The organism is Pantoea vagans (genome assembly GCF_001506165.1).
Classification (GTDB): domain Bacteria; phylum Pseudomonadota; class Gammaproteobacteria; order Enterobacterales; family Enterobacteriaceae; genus Pantoea; species Pantoea vagans_C.
On record NZ_CP011427.1, the window covers coordinates 2,973,987 to 2,987,821 of the forward strand.

General features: G+C 52.4%; 12 protein-coding genes. 3 read left to right on the forward strand and 9 right to left on the reverse strand.

Features of this window, described 5'->3' with window-relative positions; all coding sequences use genetic code 11:
* Positions 1 to 27: 27 nt before the first annotated feature.
* Together LK04_RS13940 and queC are read left to right on the forward strand one after the other, a co-directional pair.
* Positions 28 to 1,743: an SgrR family transcriptional regulator gene (locus tag LK04_RS13940; protein ID WP_039330070.1), complete on the forward strand. Its 1,716-nt coding sequence runs from the start codon at positions 28 to 30 to the stop codon at positions 1,741 to 1,743.
* Positions 1,744 to 1,769: 26 nt separating this feature from the next.
* Positions 1,770 to 2,465, forward strand: a complete 696-nt coding sequence (gene queC / locus LK04_RS13945; RefSeq protein WP_039330068.1) for a 7-cyano-7-deazaguanine synthase QueC — start codon at positions 1,770 to 1,772, stop codon at positions 2,463 to 2,465.
* A gap of 124 nt (positions 2,466 to 2,589) precedes the next feature.
* Here queC and LK04_RS13950 read toward each other — a convergent pair whose 3' ends face one another.
* The 9 genes from LK04_RS13950 to bolA all read right to left on the reverse strand — a co-directional run bounded on the left by LK04_RS13950 (position 2,590) and on the right by bolA (position 12,973).
* Positions 2,590 to 2,994, reverse strand: a complete 405-nt coding sequence (locus LK04_RS13950) for an acyl-CoA thioesterase (protein ID WP_039330066.1) — start codon at positions 2,992 to 2,994, stop codon at positions 2,590 to 2,592.
* 101 nt (positions 2,995 to 3,095) lie between these two features.
* Positions 3,096 to 3,419: a ComEA family DNA-binding protein gene (locus tag LK04_RS13955; protein ID WP_039330065.1), complete on the reverse strand. Its 324-nt coding sequence runs from the start codon at positions 3,417 to 3,419 to the stop codon at positions 3,096 to 3,098.
* A gap of 140 nt (positions 3,420 to 3,559) precedes the next feature.
* Entirely contained in the window at positions 3,560 to 5,428 is a 1,869-nt protein-coding gene (ppiD, locus tag LK04_RS13960) for a peptidylprolyl isomerase (RefSeq protein ID WP_039330104.1), read from the reverse strand.
* Positions 5,429 to 5,665: 237 nt separating this feature from the next.
* Positions 5,666 to 5,938: a nucleoid-associated protein HU-beta gene (hupB, locus tag LK04_RS13965; RefSeq protein WP_034828113.1), complete on the reverse strand. Its 273-nt coding sequence runs from the start codon at positions 5,936 to 5,938 to the stop codon at positions 5,666 to 5,668.
* Positions 5,939 to 6,151: 213 nt separating this feature from the next.
* A complete protein-coding gene (gene lon / locus LK04_RS13970; RefSeq protein ID WP_039330062.1) occupies positions 6,152 to 8,506 on the reverse strand; it encodes an endopeptidase La in 2,355 nt (784 codons plus the stop codon).
* 187 nt (positions 8,507 to 8,693) lie between these two features.
* Positions 8,694 to 9,965 (reverse strand): ATP-dependent protease ATP-binding subunit ClpX, encoded by a 1,272-nt coding sequence (clpX, locus tag LK04_RS13975; RefSeq protein WP_039330061.1) that lies wholly within the window; start codon positions 9,963 to 9,965, stop codon positions 8,694 to 8,696.
* A gap of 127 nt (positions 9,966 to 10,092) precedes the next feature.
* A complete protein-coding gene (gene clpP / locus LK04_RS13980) occupies positions 10,093 to 10,716 on the reverse strand; it encodes an ATP-dependent Clp endopeptidase proteolytic subunit ClpP (RefSeq protein WP_013508134.1) in 624 nt (207 codons plus the stop codon).
* Between the two features lie 335 nt (positions 10,717 to 11,051).
* Positions 11,052 to 12,356 carry a trigger factor gene (tig, locus tag LK04_RS13985; RefSeq protein WP_039330057.1) on the reverse strand — a complete coding sequence of 435 codons (1,305 nt, stop codon included), beginning with the start codon at positions 12,354 to 12,356 and terminating at the stop codon, positions 11,052 to 11,054.
* Between the two features lie 302 nt (positions 12,357 to 12,658).
* Positions 12,659 to 12,973, reverse strand: coding sequence for a transcriptional regulator BolA (bolA, locus tag LK04_RS13990; RefSeq protein WP_039330055.1), 315 nt, complete (start codon positions 12,971 to 12,973; stop codon positions 12,659 to 12,661).
* A 268-nt stretch (positions 12,974 to 13,241) separates the two neighbouring features.
* Here bolA and LK04_RS13995 point away from each other — a divergent pair, with 268 nt between their 5' ends.
* Positions 13,242 to 13,820: a lipoprotein gene (locus tag LK04_RS13995; RefSeq protein WP_039330053.1), complete on the forward strand. Its 579-nt coding sequence runs from the start codon at positions 13,242 to 13,244 to the stop codon at positions 13,818 to 13,820.
* Positions 13,821 to 13,835: the final 15 nt, after the last annotated feature.

The window sequence follows — 13,835 nt, forward strand, 5'->3', positions numbered from 1 at the left end:
TTTTAGAAAACTGTTCCGGGTTTACTGATGCGCGAACTTCATCGGGTTAATCAATTCCAGCGTCTGTGGCAATTGAGCCAAGGCGAACCACAGCGGCTCAGTGTGACTGCGATGGCACAACACTGCTTTTGCAGCGAGCGCCATGTGCGCACCCTGCTGCGCCAGTGGCAAGATGCGGGCTGGTTACGCTGGCAGGGCGAGGCGGGACGCGGCAAACAGGGCAAGCTGTCATTTCTGGTCTCGCCAGAACAGCTGCGTCAGCAACTGTTAGCCCAGCAGCTCGAAGCAGGGGAAGCGGTACAGGCCCTGCAGGTACTGGATCTTCACCCTGAACGGCTGGTCAAAATGCTGCGTCCTCTGATGGGCGGACAATGGCAAAACCAGGCGCCGGTGCTGCGTATTCCCTACTATCGTGCCATGGAGCCACTGCGCCCACTCAGCCTGACTGGGCGGGCCGAGCAACATCTTCTGCGGCAAATTTTTTCAGGGCTTACCCGTTTTGCAGGTAACGATGTTGAAGGCGATCTCGCTCATCACTGGCAGCACGACGACAGCGGGCGCGATTGGTATTTCTGGCTGCGTCCACAACTCAGCTGGCATAACGATGAACCGATCCATGCAGCTCAACTCGCCACACAATTGCAGCAGATCAGGCAAACGGAGGTGGGTCGCCGCTTGCTGGCCTCCATCGAGCATATCGAGGCACCGCATCCATTAGCACTGCGTATTCAGTTGCACCAGAGCGACTACTGGCTACCACAACGGTTAGCACATCAATTCTGCCTGCTCCCACATCCCGACGCAGTGGATGTGGGGAGCGGCCCCTGGAAACTGACGCATTTCACTGACGATCTGGTGCGGCTGGAGAGCCACGCGCGCTGGCATCTGCAGCGCCCTCTGATTCAGGTGGTGGAATACTGGATCACCCCGCAGCTGTTTGCGCACGGCCTGGGTACCAGCTGCCGTCATCCGGTGCAGATTGCGATTGGCGATCCCGACGAACTGGATGCACTGCGCCCTGTCGATCGCAGTATTAGCCTTGGCTTCTGTTATCTGGCACCACGCATCTCCGCTCACTTAAGTGCTGCCCAGGCCAAAGCGCTGATTGCCTTAATCCAGAGCAGCGGTGTGATTCAACAACTTCCTCTGGATGAAGGGTTGATCACCCCCAGCCACGAGTTATTGCCTGGCTGGCCCGTGCCATTGGAAGAGGCGAGCCACGTCGCACTACCGGAAAAACTGACGCTGCATTACCATCTCCCCATTGAGTTACATGTGATGGCGCAAGCGCTGGTCCCGCTCCTGGCGCAACAGGGATGCACTCTGACCTGCGTTTTTCATGATGTTAAAAGCTGGCATGACGATATTGATCTCAGCGAAGCGGATGTGGTGATGGGGGACCGTTTGATCGGCGATGCGCCGCTGTTCACTTTAGTGAACTGGTTAGAGAACGATCCGGTCTGGCTTCCGCTGCGCGCAACGGTATTGCAGGCCCCCCTCAGCGCTATCGCCCATGAGCCGAGTCCAGAAGCACGCGCAGCGCTGACCCATCAACTTTTTCAACAGCTAATGCGAGGTGGACATCTTCTGCCGCTGTTTAACTACCGCTATCAGGTATTTGCACCGCCAGGCGTAGAGGGTATTCAACTCAATACGCTGGGCTGGTTTGATTTCACCCGCGCCTGGATTCCACCTCCCGCGACAGCCAGTACTGTTCAGCCTGCGCCTGAGCCAGTACCATAGACGCACTGATTTTTGGGGAAAATAAAATGAAACGAGCCGTAGTCGTATTCAGTGGCGGACAAGACTCCACCACCTGTTTGATTCAGGCACTGCAACAGTACGATGAAGTGCACTGTGTCACCTTCGATTATGGCCAACGCCATCGCGAAGAGATTGAAGTCGCGGCAGAACTCGCGCACAAGCTGGGCGCCCGCGCGCACAAAGTTCTGGATGTTACCTTACTCAACGAGCTGGCGGTGAGCAGCCTGACGCGTGATAACATCCCGGTGCCCACTTACGATCCTAACGCCAGCGGTTTGCCGAGCACCTTCGTGCCGGGCCGCAATATTCTGTTCCTGACCCTGGCGTCGATTTATGCCTATCAGGTCGAAGCGGAAGCCGTCATCACCGGCGTGTGTGAAACGGATTTTTCTGGCTATCCTGATTGCCGTGATGAATTTGTCAAAGCGCTGAACAATGCGGTGAGCCTCGGTATGGCGCGTAATATTCGCTTTGAAACCCCGCTGATGTGGTTGAACAAGGCGGAGACCTGGGCGTTAGCGGATTACTGGCAGCAGCTGCCGTTGGTGCGCGCAGAAACCCTGACCTGCTACAATGGGGTAAAGGGCGATGGCTGTGGCGAATGCGCCGCCTGTCATTTACGCGCCCGTGGTTTAGCCGATTATCAGGCGAATGCTTCCGCAGTGATGGCGGCGATGAAGCAGAAGAGCGGATTACGTTAAGAGATCGGTGCCCGAATTATCCTGGTGCGCATCAATGCGCACCCTAAGGATGGTGGGGCGCCAAGGCTCCAGACAGTGTGCCCTTTTTGACAACTCGCACCCAGACGGCGTTACCACCAGCCACTTAACTGACCAGCATCAGCGCCGCCAGCCGATCACGCAACTCGCCTTCCATCGGCACCGCTTTCTGCGTGCGTAAATCGATGCAGACAAAGGTCAGCGCCGCGTCAGCCACCACCGAGTTATCGCTGGCTAGCAGCACACGCTGAGAAATGATGCCGCTTTTCCCGTTCAGTTGTGACACTTCACTTTCAATATTGAGTACATCGCCCAAAACCGCTGGGCGACGATAGTTGATGTTGATATTTACCACCACAAACGCCAGTTTCTGCTCCATCAGCCAGTGAAAAGCATCAACATCTTCCAGCCACTGCCAACGCGCCTCTTCAAGAAACTCCAGATAACGCGCGTTGTTCACATGCTGGTATACGTCGAGATGATAGCCGCGCACTTTAATTGTGGTTTGCATTATTGCTCCTGTTCAGGCTGAGAATGACAACTGGTATGACCTGTTGAGCATAGCACAGCCTGAAGCAGGGTCTTATCAATCCTTCAGAGTCGCGAGCCGCCTCACAATTTCAACCGACTGACATTACGCTCGACCAACGCGTTGCCAATGCCGGGTATCTCTTTGAGTTGCTCAATGGAGGTAAAGGGACCGTACTGCTCACGGTAATCGACGATGGCCTGTGCCTTCTTCAGGCCGATGCCATTCATGCCAGCAGCAAGCTGTTCAGCTGTGGCTTGATTGATGCTGATCTGCCCTTCTTTCGGCGTGGAGACCTGGGTCGCTTGCGTCTCACTGGGGCTTTCCGCCGCCGCTAATCCGCCGGTATAGAGCGCGCCACCGAGTGCCAGCGTGACACATAAAGCGCGAAAAGTTGATTTTACCATGCTGTGTTTCTCCTTGTGTTTGACAGCCACAGCAGAGTGTCACAGCGAGCATTTACGCTCAAAAGGGCAATATCAGAAATGGAAAAGGCCGCAGAAGCGGCCTTTGTGTTATTGCAGTAGATTCACTTTTTTTGTGAGGCTTACTGGTTTTGTGCAGCGGCGCCGTACTTAATCTTGGCGTCTTTGCGCAGGTTTTCCAGCAACGCTTCGAACGCAATCTGTGCGTTATTCTGCGTCACGCCCTGCACCATCTGATCGATCTGCGGCTGCGGCATGTTACCCGGGCTGACTTTATCCAGCGCAACCAGCACCACGTTGCCTTGCATATCTTCGCTCACGCCCCAGGACGGTTTGTTGTCTGCGGGTTGTGGCAAATCAAAGGCTGACTGTGCAACAGGATCCTGGGCATTACGGTCAAAGGTTTTGCTGGCGCTCAGGGTCAAACCTGCCGCTTTCAGCGCATCTTCTTTACCGGCTTTCAGATCAACCAACAGTTTGTCGGCCTGTGCTTTTGCCTGCTGGGTGGCTTTGTCATGCTTCAGCGAGTCGGTAATCTGCGCTTTCACCTGATCCAGTGGTTTCACCGCTTCAGGTTTGTGCTCGCTAACGCGCAACACGAAGGCGCGATCGCCATCAACGCTGATGATGTCAGAGTTGTTACCCGGCGCACCGTTTTGTCCTACCAGACCACCATTGAAAATCGCCTGCTTAACCGGATCAAAATCGAGTTCAGCCGGTACGTTGTCTTTGGTGATCCAGCCGGTCTCCACCACTTTCAGACCGGAAGCCTGTGCTGCACCCGCCAAGGATTCGTTATCGTTGCTGGCCGCTTCACTGACTTTTTGCTGCATCTTGTAGAATGCATCAACCGCTTTTTCCTGCTTCACTTTATCAGCGACAGCATCATGGATTTCCGCCAGCGGTTTAACTTGTTCTGGCTGGATATCATCCAGACGCACCACCAGGAAACCGACCGAGGATTTGATCACGCCGGACAGTTGGCCCTTCTGCGTCAGATTGGCATTTTTCAGCTCATCTGGCGTCGTGCTCGGTTCCAGCCAACCCATATCACCGCCTTTACGCGCTGAGATCGGGTCAATCGATTTGCTTTTCGCCAGGGTCGCGAAGTCTTCACCCTTTTTCAGCGCTTCCAATACCGCGTTAGCATCAGCTTCAGTTTTGGTCTGAATTACGCTATAGCGGTTGCGCTGCGGCTGGGAGTAATCGGCTTTATGCTGATCAAACCAGCTCTGGATCTCAGCATCGCTGACCGGTTCCTGCATGCTGGCTGCATCCATTTTGATGTAGCTGACGCGGAACTGTTCAGGCGCCATAAAGCTGTTCTGATGCTGCTGATAGTATTGATTGATTTCGTCATCGCTGACCGTCTGCTTCGCCGCCAACGCGTTAACATCAATCACCGCCTGGCGCACATCACGCTGCTGAGACACCAGATCAACTAATTTGCTGGTTTCGCCTTTCAGCATGAAATCGGTATTGGCCACGGCATTGATCAACTGCTGGGTCGCCAACTGCTTGCGCAGCGCTTCCGCATACTGATCGGCATTGAAGCCCATCTGGTTGATCAGGGCGTTGTATTTGGCGTTGTCAAACTTACCGTTGGTCTGGAAGGCTTTCTGATTGAAGATCGCCTGTTTGATTTGATCATCGCTAATGCCAATTTTCAGATCTTTGATGTATTGATCGAGCAGCGCCTGATCAATAAGCTGAGATAACGCCTGCTGGCGCATCTGCTGCATATAACCTTCATTGCTGGCCAGCTGCGAGAATTGATCGCCCAGCTGCTGCTGCTGACGGTTACGCTCGCTGTTATAAGCCTGTTCCAGTTCGGCACGGCTAATCTCATGACCGTTAACTTTGGCGGCATAGTCGCTGCCACCGCCGATCAGGTAGTTGCCCACCCCGGTCAGTACGAAAGACAGGATGATCAATCCCAGAATAATCTTGAGCACGACATGATTCGACGCCGCGCGTAAATTGTCCATCATGGTATGACAACACTCCGCTGTAGTGTGAATGTAAAGCTTTAACACGATGTCATCATCGTGCAACTGCTGTTCAGGCTGGCAGTTGGCAACCATGCGGAGACAACAGCCTCAGGCTATCGTCGCGCATCAAGAATAAAAAAGGCACATCAAAAATGATGTGCCCGTATGTTACATGAGAACGGCTTTTTCGTCCTCAATCCATAGAAGAAAATGCTTCAATGGATGTGTCAGCGGTCATTAATTGACTGAGTCTTTCAGTGCTTTACCTGCACGGAAGCCCGGAACTTTACCAGCCGGGATGGTGATCTCTTTACCCGTTTGTGGGTTACGGCCTGTACGAGCAGCACGCTCACGTACAGAGAAAGTACCGAAACCAACCAGTGCTACTTCATCCCCGCCTTTCAGCGCGTCAGAAACTGAGCCCATGAATGCATCTAACACACGTCCCGCTGCTGCTTTAGAAATGTCAGCGTCTGCAGCAATTTTGTCGATCAACTGTGACTTATTCACTCTATTCATCCCCTCTTTTATTATTCACATCGCACCCGCGCTTCCCGCCCGGTGCGAACGCGCAGCCAGTTATATCAAGCCTGTGGTGCTGAGACAACGGTATTCATCTTAATCGTTGATCCAGCAGCCACCTAAAGTAGCGGCACAAAAAAAAGCTGGCAAGCACCATTTGGCCTGCCAGCTTCGCTTTTTAACGGTTTTTGCCGTTAATCACTATTTTGCCGTCGCAACCTGCATGCCGTAAGGCGCATTTTCCAGTGCCAGGTTCAGCACCTCTTCAATACGCTTCACCGGATGGATGGTTAAATCCGCAATCACGTTCTGTGGAATCTCTTCCAGATCGCGCTTGTTTTCATCCGGGATCAGCACAGTTTTGATGCCGCCGCGATGCGCTGCCAACAGCTTCTCTTTCAGGCCACCAATCGGCAGTACCTGGCCACGCAAGGTGATTTCACCGGTCATCGCCACATCGGAGCGCACGGGGTTACCTGTCAGGCAGGAGACCAGCGCCGTACACATCGCGATACCCGCACTTGGGCCATCCTTCGGCGTCGCACCTTCCGGCACGTGCACGTGGATGTCACGTTTCTCATGGAAATCACCGTTGATACCGAGTTTATCCGCACGTGCGCGAACCACGGTCAGCGCCGCCTGGATAGACTCTTGCATCACTTCACCCAGTGAGCCGGTGTAAGTCAGCTTGCCTTTACCTGGCACACAGGCGGTTTCAATGGTCAGCAGATCGCCGCCCACTTCCGTCCATGCCAGGCCAGTCACCTGACCCACGCGGTTTTCACTGTCTGCGCGACCATAATCAAAGCGCTGCACGCCAAGGAAGTCCTTGAGGTTGTCGCCGTTGATTTTGATGCTTTTCTTGGATTTATCCATCAGCAGTGTTTTCACCGCTTTACGGCACAGCTTGGAGAGTTCACGTTCCAGGCTACGTACGCCCGCTTCACGGGTGTAATAGCGAATAATGCCGATGATGGCGCTATCGTCAACGCTGATCTCTTTCTCTTTCAGCGCATTACGCTCAATTTGCTTCGGCAGTAAATGCTGTTTGGCGATGTTCAGTTTTTCATCTTCGGTGTAACCAGAAAGACGAATCACTTCCATACGGTCCAGCAGCGGAGCCGGGATGTTCATGGAGTTTGAGGTCGCCACAAACATCACATCCGAAAGATCGTAATCCACTTCCAGATAGTGATCGTTGAACGCAATATTCTGTTCTGGATCCAGCACTTCCAGCAGCGCTGAAGCCGGGTCACCACGCATGTCAGAGGACATCTTATCGATTTCATCCAACAGGAACAGTGGGTTCTTCACCCCGACCTTCGCCATTTTCTGGATCAGTTTGCCCGGCATAGAACCGATGTAAGTACGACGATGTCCACGGATTTCCGCTTCATCACGCACGCCACCCAGCGCCATACGCACATACTTACGACCGGTTGCTTTCGCAATCGATTGACCCAGAGAGGTTTTACCCACACCTGGCGGTCCGACGAGGCACAAAATCGGCCCTTTGATTTTGCTGACGCGACTCTGAACCGCAAGATACTCAAGGATACGATCTTTCACGCGTTCCAGACCGTAATGGTCGGTATCCAGCGTTTCTTGCGCTTTCAGCAGATCTTTTTTCACTTTGCTGCGCGCCACCCACGGCACCTGAACCATCCAGTCGATGTAGCCGCGCACCACCGTGGCTTCTGCAGACATCGGCGACATCATTTTCAGCTTTTGCAGTTCAGCTTCGGCTTTCTCGCGCGCTTCGGTCGGCATTTTTGCCGCATCAATTTTACGTTTCAGCGCTTCGTATTCATCCGGCGCATCATCCATTTCGCCCAGCTCTTTCTGAATGGCTTTCATTTGCTCATTCAGGTAGTACTCGCGCTGGCTTTTTTCCATCTGCTTTTTCACGCGGTTGCGAATGCGTTTCTCAACCTGCAGCAGATCGATTTCTGATTCCATCATCGCCATCAGATATTCCAGACGCTCATTCACGTCGGACATCTCCAGCACGGACTGTTTATCCGCCAGCTTCAGCGGCATATGCGCTGCTACGGTGTCGGCGAGACGCGCCGCATCGTCGATGCTGTTGAGTGAAGTCAGAACCTCAGGGGGAATTTTTTTATTGAGCTTGATGTAGCCTTCAAACTGATTGATCGCCGTGCGCACCAGCACTTCCTGCTCGCGCTCTTCGATTTCAGGCGAAATCAGGTATTCGGCTTGGGCAACAAAGTGGTCGCCATTATCAGCCAGTGTGGTGATATGTGCGCGTTGCAGGCCCTCAACCAGTACTTTAACCGTGCCATCAGGCAGCTTCAGCATCTGCAATACAGAAGCGACGGTCCCTACTGAGAAGAGATCGTTAATACCAGGTTCATCCGTTGAAGCCTCTTTCTGGGCAACCAGCATGATCTTCTTGTCATGATCCATCGCCGCTTCAAGGCAACGAATCGATTTTTCCCGACCAACGAACAACGGAATTACCATGTGCGGATAAACCACCACGTCGCGCAATGGCAACACGGGGATTTCAATGCGTTCAGAACGCTCAGGATTCATAGAGCTCTCTCTTAGTTTAATGTCCGCCAGGTGATGGGTACCGCGCAATAGAGGTTTTGCAGTTAAACCCACAGGATATTGAGTATATGGGGATGCTTGGTCGACATTCAATGTCACGGGTGAGAGAAAAACAAAAGGGGAAAACATTTTCCCCTTTTTAAGATAACCACATGGTGCAATTGCTTATTTATTCGCCAGAAGCCTGGGCTTCATGCTTACCGTAAATCAGCATCGGCTCAGATTGACCGTCAATCACTGACTCATCAATCACCACTTTTTCGACGTCTTCCATTGATGGCAAGTCGTACATGGTTTCCAGCAGTGCGCCTTCAACGATTGAACGCAGACCACGCGCACCGGTTTTACGTGACATCGCTTTCTTGGCGATAGCGGTCAACGCTTCGTCGCGGAACTCCAGCTCAACACCTTCCAGATTGAAAAGTGCCTGGTACTGTTTTGTCAGCGCATTCTTCGGTTCACGTAGGATCTGAATAAGGGCTTCTTCGCTCAGTTCGCTCAACGTCGCCACCACAGGCAGACGACCAATGAACTCAGGAATCAGACCGAATTTGATCAGATCTTCTGGCTCAACCTGCGACAGCAACTCGCCTTCGCTGGCTTTCTGTGACTTACCTTTAACCGTTGCGCCAAAACCAATGCCGGAGCCGGTTTCGACACGCTGGGAAATCACTTTGTCGAGACCCGCAAACGCGCCACCGCAGATAAACAGGATTTTAGAGGTATCAACCTGCAGGAATTCCTGTTGCGGGTGCTTACGTCCACCTTGTGGTGGAACCGCCGCTACGGTGCCCTCGATCAGCTTCAGCAGTGCCTGCTGTACGCCTTCACCTGATACGTCACGGGTGATCGATGGGTTGTCAGACTTACGAGAAATCTTGTCAATCTCATCGATGTAGACAATACCGCGCTGTGCTTTCTGCACATCGTAATCGCACTTTTGCAGCAATTTCTGGATGATGTTCTCAACATCTTCCCCCACGTAACCGGCTTCGGTCAGTGTGGTGGCATCCGCCATGGTGAACGGCACATCCAGCAAACGTGCCAGCGTTTCAGCCAGCAAGGTTTTACCGCTACCGGTAGGACCGATCAGCAGAATGTTACTTTTGCCCAGCTCAATACCGTTGCTGGTGTCGCCATTGCGCAGACGTTTGTAGTGGTTGTACACCGCCACGGCCAGCACTTTTTTCGCCTTTTCCTGGCCGATAACATAATCGTCAAGATGATGGCGGATCTCATGCGGCGTTGGCAGCGCACTGCGTTCACGGTGCGGAGCGACTTCTTTAATCTCTTCGCGAATGATGTCATTACACAAATCAACACATTCGTCGCAAATATACACTGACGGCCCGGCAATCAGCTTACGGACTTCATGCTGGCTTTTGCCGCAGAAAGAGCAGTACAGCAACTTACCTGAACCGTCTTTGCGCTTATCTGTCATCAGCTAACCTCTTTTCGTTCTCAGACCCAATTTGGTGTACGGCATTGGCCGCACATCAACGGCCGATATTCATTCAACTCACCTGCCTGCCCCGTTAACTATAGCGTAAGGGCCAGGCAGATGTGTCTTATTGGCGATGCGTCAGGATGGAATCGACTAAGCCATACTCTACCGCTTCGCTGGCGGAGAGGAAACGATCGCGTTCAGTGTCGCGCTCGATCTGCTCCAGCGATTTGCCAGTGTGCTCAGCCATCAACTCATTCATACGCTGTTTCACTTTCAGAATTTCACGCGCATGGATTTCAATATCCGTCGCCTGGCCCTGATAGCCGCCCAGCGGCTGGTGAATCATGACGCGGGAATTAGGCAGACAGAAGCGTTTGCCCTTGGTACCTGCGGTCAACAGAAACGCACCCATCGAGCAAGCCTGACCCATACAGATGGTGCTGACGTCCGGCTTGATGAATTTCATGGTGTCATAAATCGACATCCCAGCAGTGATCACACCGCCAGGGGAGTTAATGTAGAGATAAATGTCTTTTTCAGGATTCTCAGCTTCCAGAAACAGCATCTGCGCCACGATCAGGTTGGCCATATGATCCTCAACCTGGCCGGTCAGGAAGATCACACGCTCTTTGAGTAGGCGGGAGTAGATGTCGTAAGAACGCTCGCCACGCGAGGTTTGTTCGACCACCATTGGCACCAGCGCCATGTGCGGTGCAGTAAATTCACGATCGCCACTGTATGACATTACCGTCTCCTGATAAATTTCATTGGCAACATTCTGTACCGATATTACGTGAGGCGCGTCAGAAAAACTATGCGCTGCCCCCTCACTCCGACATAACAGGACGGTTAATCAGCCAGTCTCACTGTTTTCATGCATGCTCCCTCTATCTGGGGATGCTGCCCAGTTGTTTCAAGCATAACAACCTTTTGCCCATTCGCTAATACGGAAAAAGAGCTTAGCGAACAATTTGCCGATTAATTAAGCAAATAGAGAACAAATCTGCTGGGTTTCCGCCAGAAAAGAAAAAGCCCGCGACTTTTCAGTCGCGGGCTTCGCACTTTCGGTTAACTAACGAATCAGGCCGCTGAGGTCTGGTTCATCAGTTCCTGGAAGTTGGTTGCTTTGTCGGTCACTTTGGCTTTCGCCAGTACCGCTTCAACAGCCTGCTCTTCCAGCGCAACGTTGCGCATGTTGTTCATCAGCTCGTTGTTCTTGCTGTAGAACTCGATCACTTCCTGCGGATCTTCGTATGCAGAAGCCATCTCTTCGATCAGCGCTTTAACGCGGTCTTCGTCAGCTTTCAGCTCGTTGATGCGAATCACTTCGCCCAACAGCAGGCCAACCACTACGCGGCGTTTTGCCTGCTCTTCGAACAGTTCACGTGGCAGTTCCAGTGCTTGTTTCTCGTTGCCACCAAAACGCTGTGCAGCCTGGCGACGCAGCACGTCGATTTCGCTGTCGATCAACGCAACAGGTACGTCGATGTTGTTCGCTTCAACCAGACCGTCGATAGCCTGAGACTTCACGCGGTTACGGATAGCGCCTTTCAGCTCACGATCCATATTCTTACGCACTTCTGCACGCAGACCGGCGACTGAACCATCTTCAACGCCAAAGCGCTTGATGAACTCTTCAGTCAGTTCTGGCAGCTCACGCGTTTCTACTTTCTTCAGCACGATTTCGAACTTAGCATCTTTCCCTTTCAGGGTTTCAGCGTGGTAATCGTCTGGGAATTTCACGTCGATAGTGAAGGTTTCGCCCGCTTTATGGCCAACAACACCTTCTTCGAAGCCAGGAATCATACGACCCTGACCCATCGCCAGTACGAAGTCAGACGCTTTGCCGCCTTCGAACTCTTCACCGTCTACAGAGCCGCTGAAATCGATGGTCGCGCGATCTTCAGCAGTGGCTGCTGCATCGCTCTCTTTCCAGGTCGCCTGCTGCTTCTGCAGGGTTTCCAGCATGGTATCAACGTCAGCGTCAGTTACTTCAACAACGGGTTTCTCAACTTCGATAGCATCCAGGCCTTTCAGCTCAACTTCTGGATACACTTCGAACTCTACCGCGTAGGTGAAATCTTCACCTTCTTTATACTCACCTGGCACGTAGTTTGGTGCGCCAGCTGGGTTGATTTTCTCTTTGATGATGGCGTCAACGAAGTTGCGCGTCATCAGCTCGCCCAGTACGTCCTGGCGAACAGAAGCACCGTAGCGCTGAGAAATGATGTTTGCTGGCACTTTGCCTTTACGGAAACCGTCGATACGGACTTTCTTAGCCACTTCCACCAGTTCTTTCTTCACTGCGCTTTCGATGCTGTCAGCTGCAACAGTAATCGAAATGCGACGGCCCAGACCCTGAGTGGTTTCTACTGAAACTGTCATCTTGTTACCTCAAAAAATCACGTGCTCGGTCAACTTCAGACACCACACATTAGTAATGCGCCGTATCCAACAACCGGGACGGCCTCTGCAGGCAGAACCTAATCCCTGTTACCAGAAGCGTCCCGAAGACATTCCGGAAAAATAGACGCAGCATTATAGCGGCATCGCTGGAATGAGTCGAGGCTGCAAACTCACCACTTTTTAGCGGTTTTGCTGCTTTTTTGCGCCGCAGATCGCGTTTAGGGGTAATAGATGAAAAGAAAACGGCCCGCAGGCCGTTTTTGAGAGAGGAAATTCATGACTTATGCCAGGGTGCCCGCACCGCGACAATTAGGGGATGCCAGTACAGTATCTTGCAGTCCATCCCACTCTTTTTGCGTGTAGGTATGCAATGCCAGCGCGTGCACGCTACCTGCTAACTCTTCCGTCAATTCACCATAAATGGCGCGGTGACGTTGCAGGAAACGCTGACCGGTAAACAGGTCACTGACAATCACCACTTTAAAGTGACTTTCAGAACCGGCGGGCACGTTATGACGGTAGCTCTCATCATGCACTTCGAGATGTGCAGGTTCGAACGCCTTACGCAGCTTTTCTTCTATTTGTTCGCGAATCATTTTTAACACTCCTCAACGGCGAGCGCTGTGCCCCATCTGATTAAATATTAGTAGGTTTTTTACCCATTCCGCACAGGGGCAGGAAAAAAAGCTCGTTATGCTGCGCATCTTAACGGGCTCAGCAGGCAGGTCAACCAAGTTGATTCTCTGTCTGTCTGAAAAAAGCCTTTACAATCAATTTCCACTGGTACGGGGCTTTCATCGCCGTCACGCAATGCTATGATGACCGCAGTTTTGCAAACCAACCCATATGCTAACGAGAATGAGTATGTTGAAAAAACTGTTATTCCCTCTGCTGGCTGCTTTCATTTTGGCCGGCTGCGCCAGCAATAATACCACCTTAAATATCCAACCTAAGATCCAGTTACCACAGCAGGATCCCAGCCTGATGGGTGCCACCATCAGTGTAAACGGTGCCGACCAGCGTTCAGATCAGGCATTAGCCAAAGTGAACCGCGATGGTCAGTTGGTGACGCTGACGCCTTCGCGCGATCTGCGCTTCCTGCTGCAAGAAGTGCTGGAAAAGCAGATGACTGCGCGCGGTTATATGATTGGACCAAACGGTGCGGTCGACCTGCAGATTGTCGTCAATGGTCTGTACGCTGATGTGACACAAGGCAACGTGCGCTACAGCATCACCACCAAGGCTGATATCTCTATTATTGCTACCGCTAAAAACGGTAACAAGCAGGTGAAAAACTACCGTCAGACCTACAGCGTTGAAGGCGCATTTACCGCCACTAACGCGAAAATCACCAATGCGGTTAACTCAACACTGAGTGATGTCATTGCTGATATGGCGCAGGACACCAGCGTTCATAACTTCATTAAACAGAACGCCCGTTAATTCCTCAGCTATTTT

What these genes read in the sequence shown, in the direction of transcription:
- LK04_RS13940 (WP_039330070.1), top strand. Translation starts at nt 28, where the DNA reads ATGCGCGAACTTCATCGGGTTAATCAATTCCAGCGTCTGTGGCAATTG.
- queC (WP_039330068.1), top strand. Translation starts at nt 1,770, where the DNA reads ATGAAACGAGCCGTAGTCGTATTCAGTGGCGGACAAGACTCCACCACC.
- LK04_RS13950 (WP_039330066.1), bottom strand. Translation starts at nt 2,994, where the DNA reads ATGCAAACCACAATTAAAGTGCGCGGCTATCATCTCGACGTATACCAG.
- LK04_RS13955 (WP_039330065.1), bottom strand. Translation starts at nt 3,419, where the DNA reads ATGGTAAAATCAACTTTTCGCGCTTTATGTGTCACGCTGGCACTCGGT.
- ppiD (WP_039330104.1), bottom strand. Translation starts at nt 5,428, where the DNA reads ATGATGGACAATTTACGCGCGGCGTCGAATCATGTCGTGCTCAAGATT.
- lon (WP_039330062.1), bottom strand. Translation starts at nt 8,506, where the DNA reads ATGAATCCTGAGCGTTCTGAACGCATTGAAATCCCCGTGTTGCCATTG.
- clpX (WP_039330061.1), bottom strand. Translation starts at nt 9,965, where the DNA reads ATGACAGATAAGCGCAAAGACGGTTCAGGTAAGTTGCTGTACTGCTCT.
- clpP (WP_013508134.1), bottom strand. Translation starts at nt 10,716, where the DNA reads ATGTCATACAGTGGCGATCGTGAATTTACTGCACCGCACATGGCGCTG.
- tig (WP_039330057.1), bottom strand. Translation starts at nt 12,356, where the DNA reads ATGACAGTTTCAGTAGAAACCACTCAGGGTCTGGGCCGTCGCATTTCG.
- bolA (WP_039330055.1), bottom strand. Translation starts at nt 12,973, where the DNA reads ATGATTCGCGAACAAATAGAAGAAAAGCTGCGTAAGGCGTTCGAACCT.
- LK04_RS13995 (WP_039330053.1), top strand. Translation starts at nt 13,242, where the DNA reads ATGTTGAAAAAACTGTTATTCCCTCTGCTGGCTGCTTTCATTTTGGCC.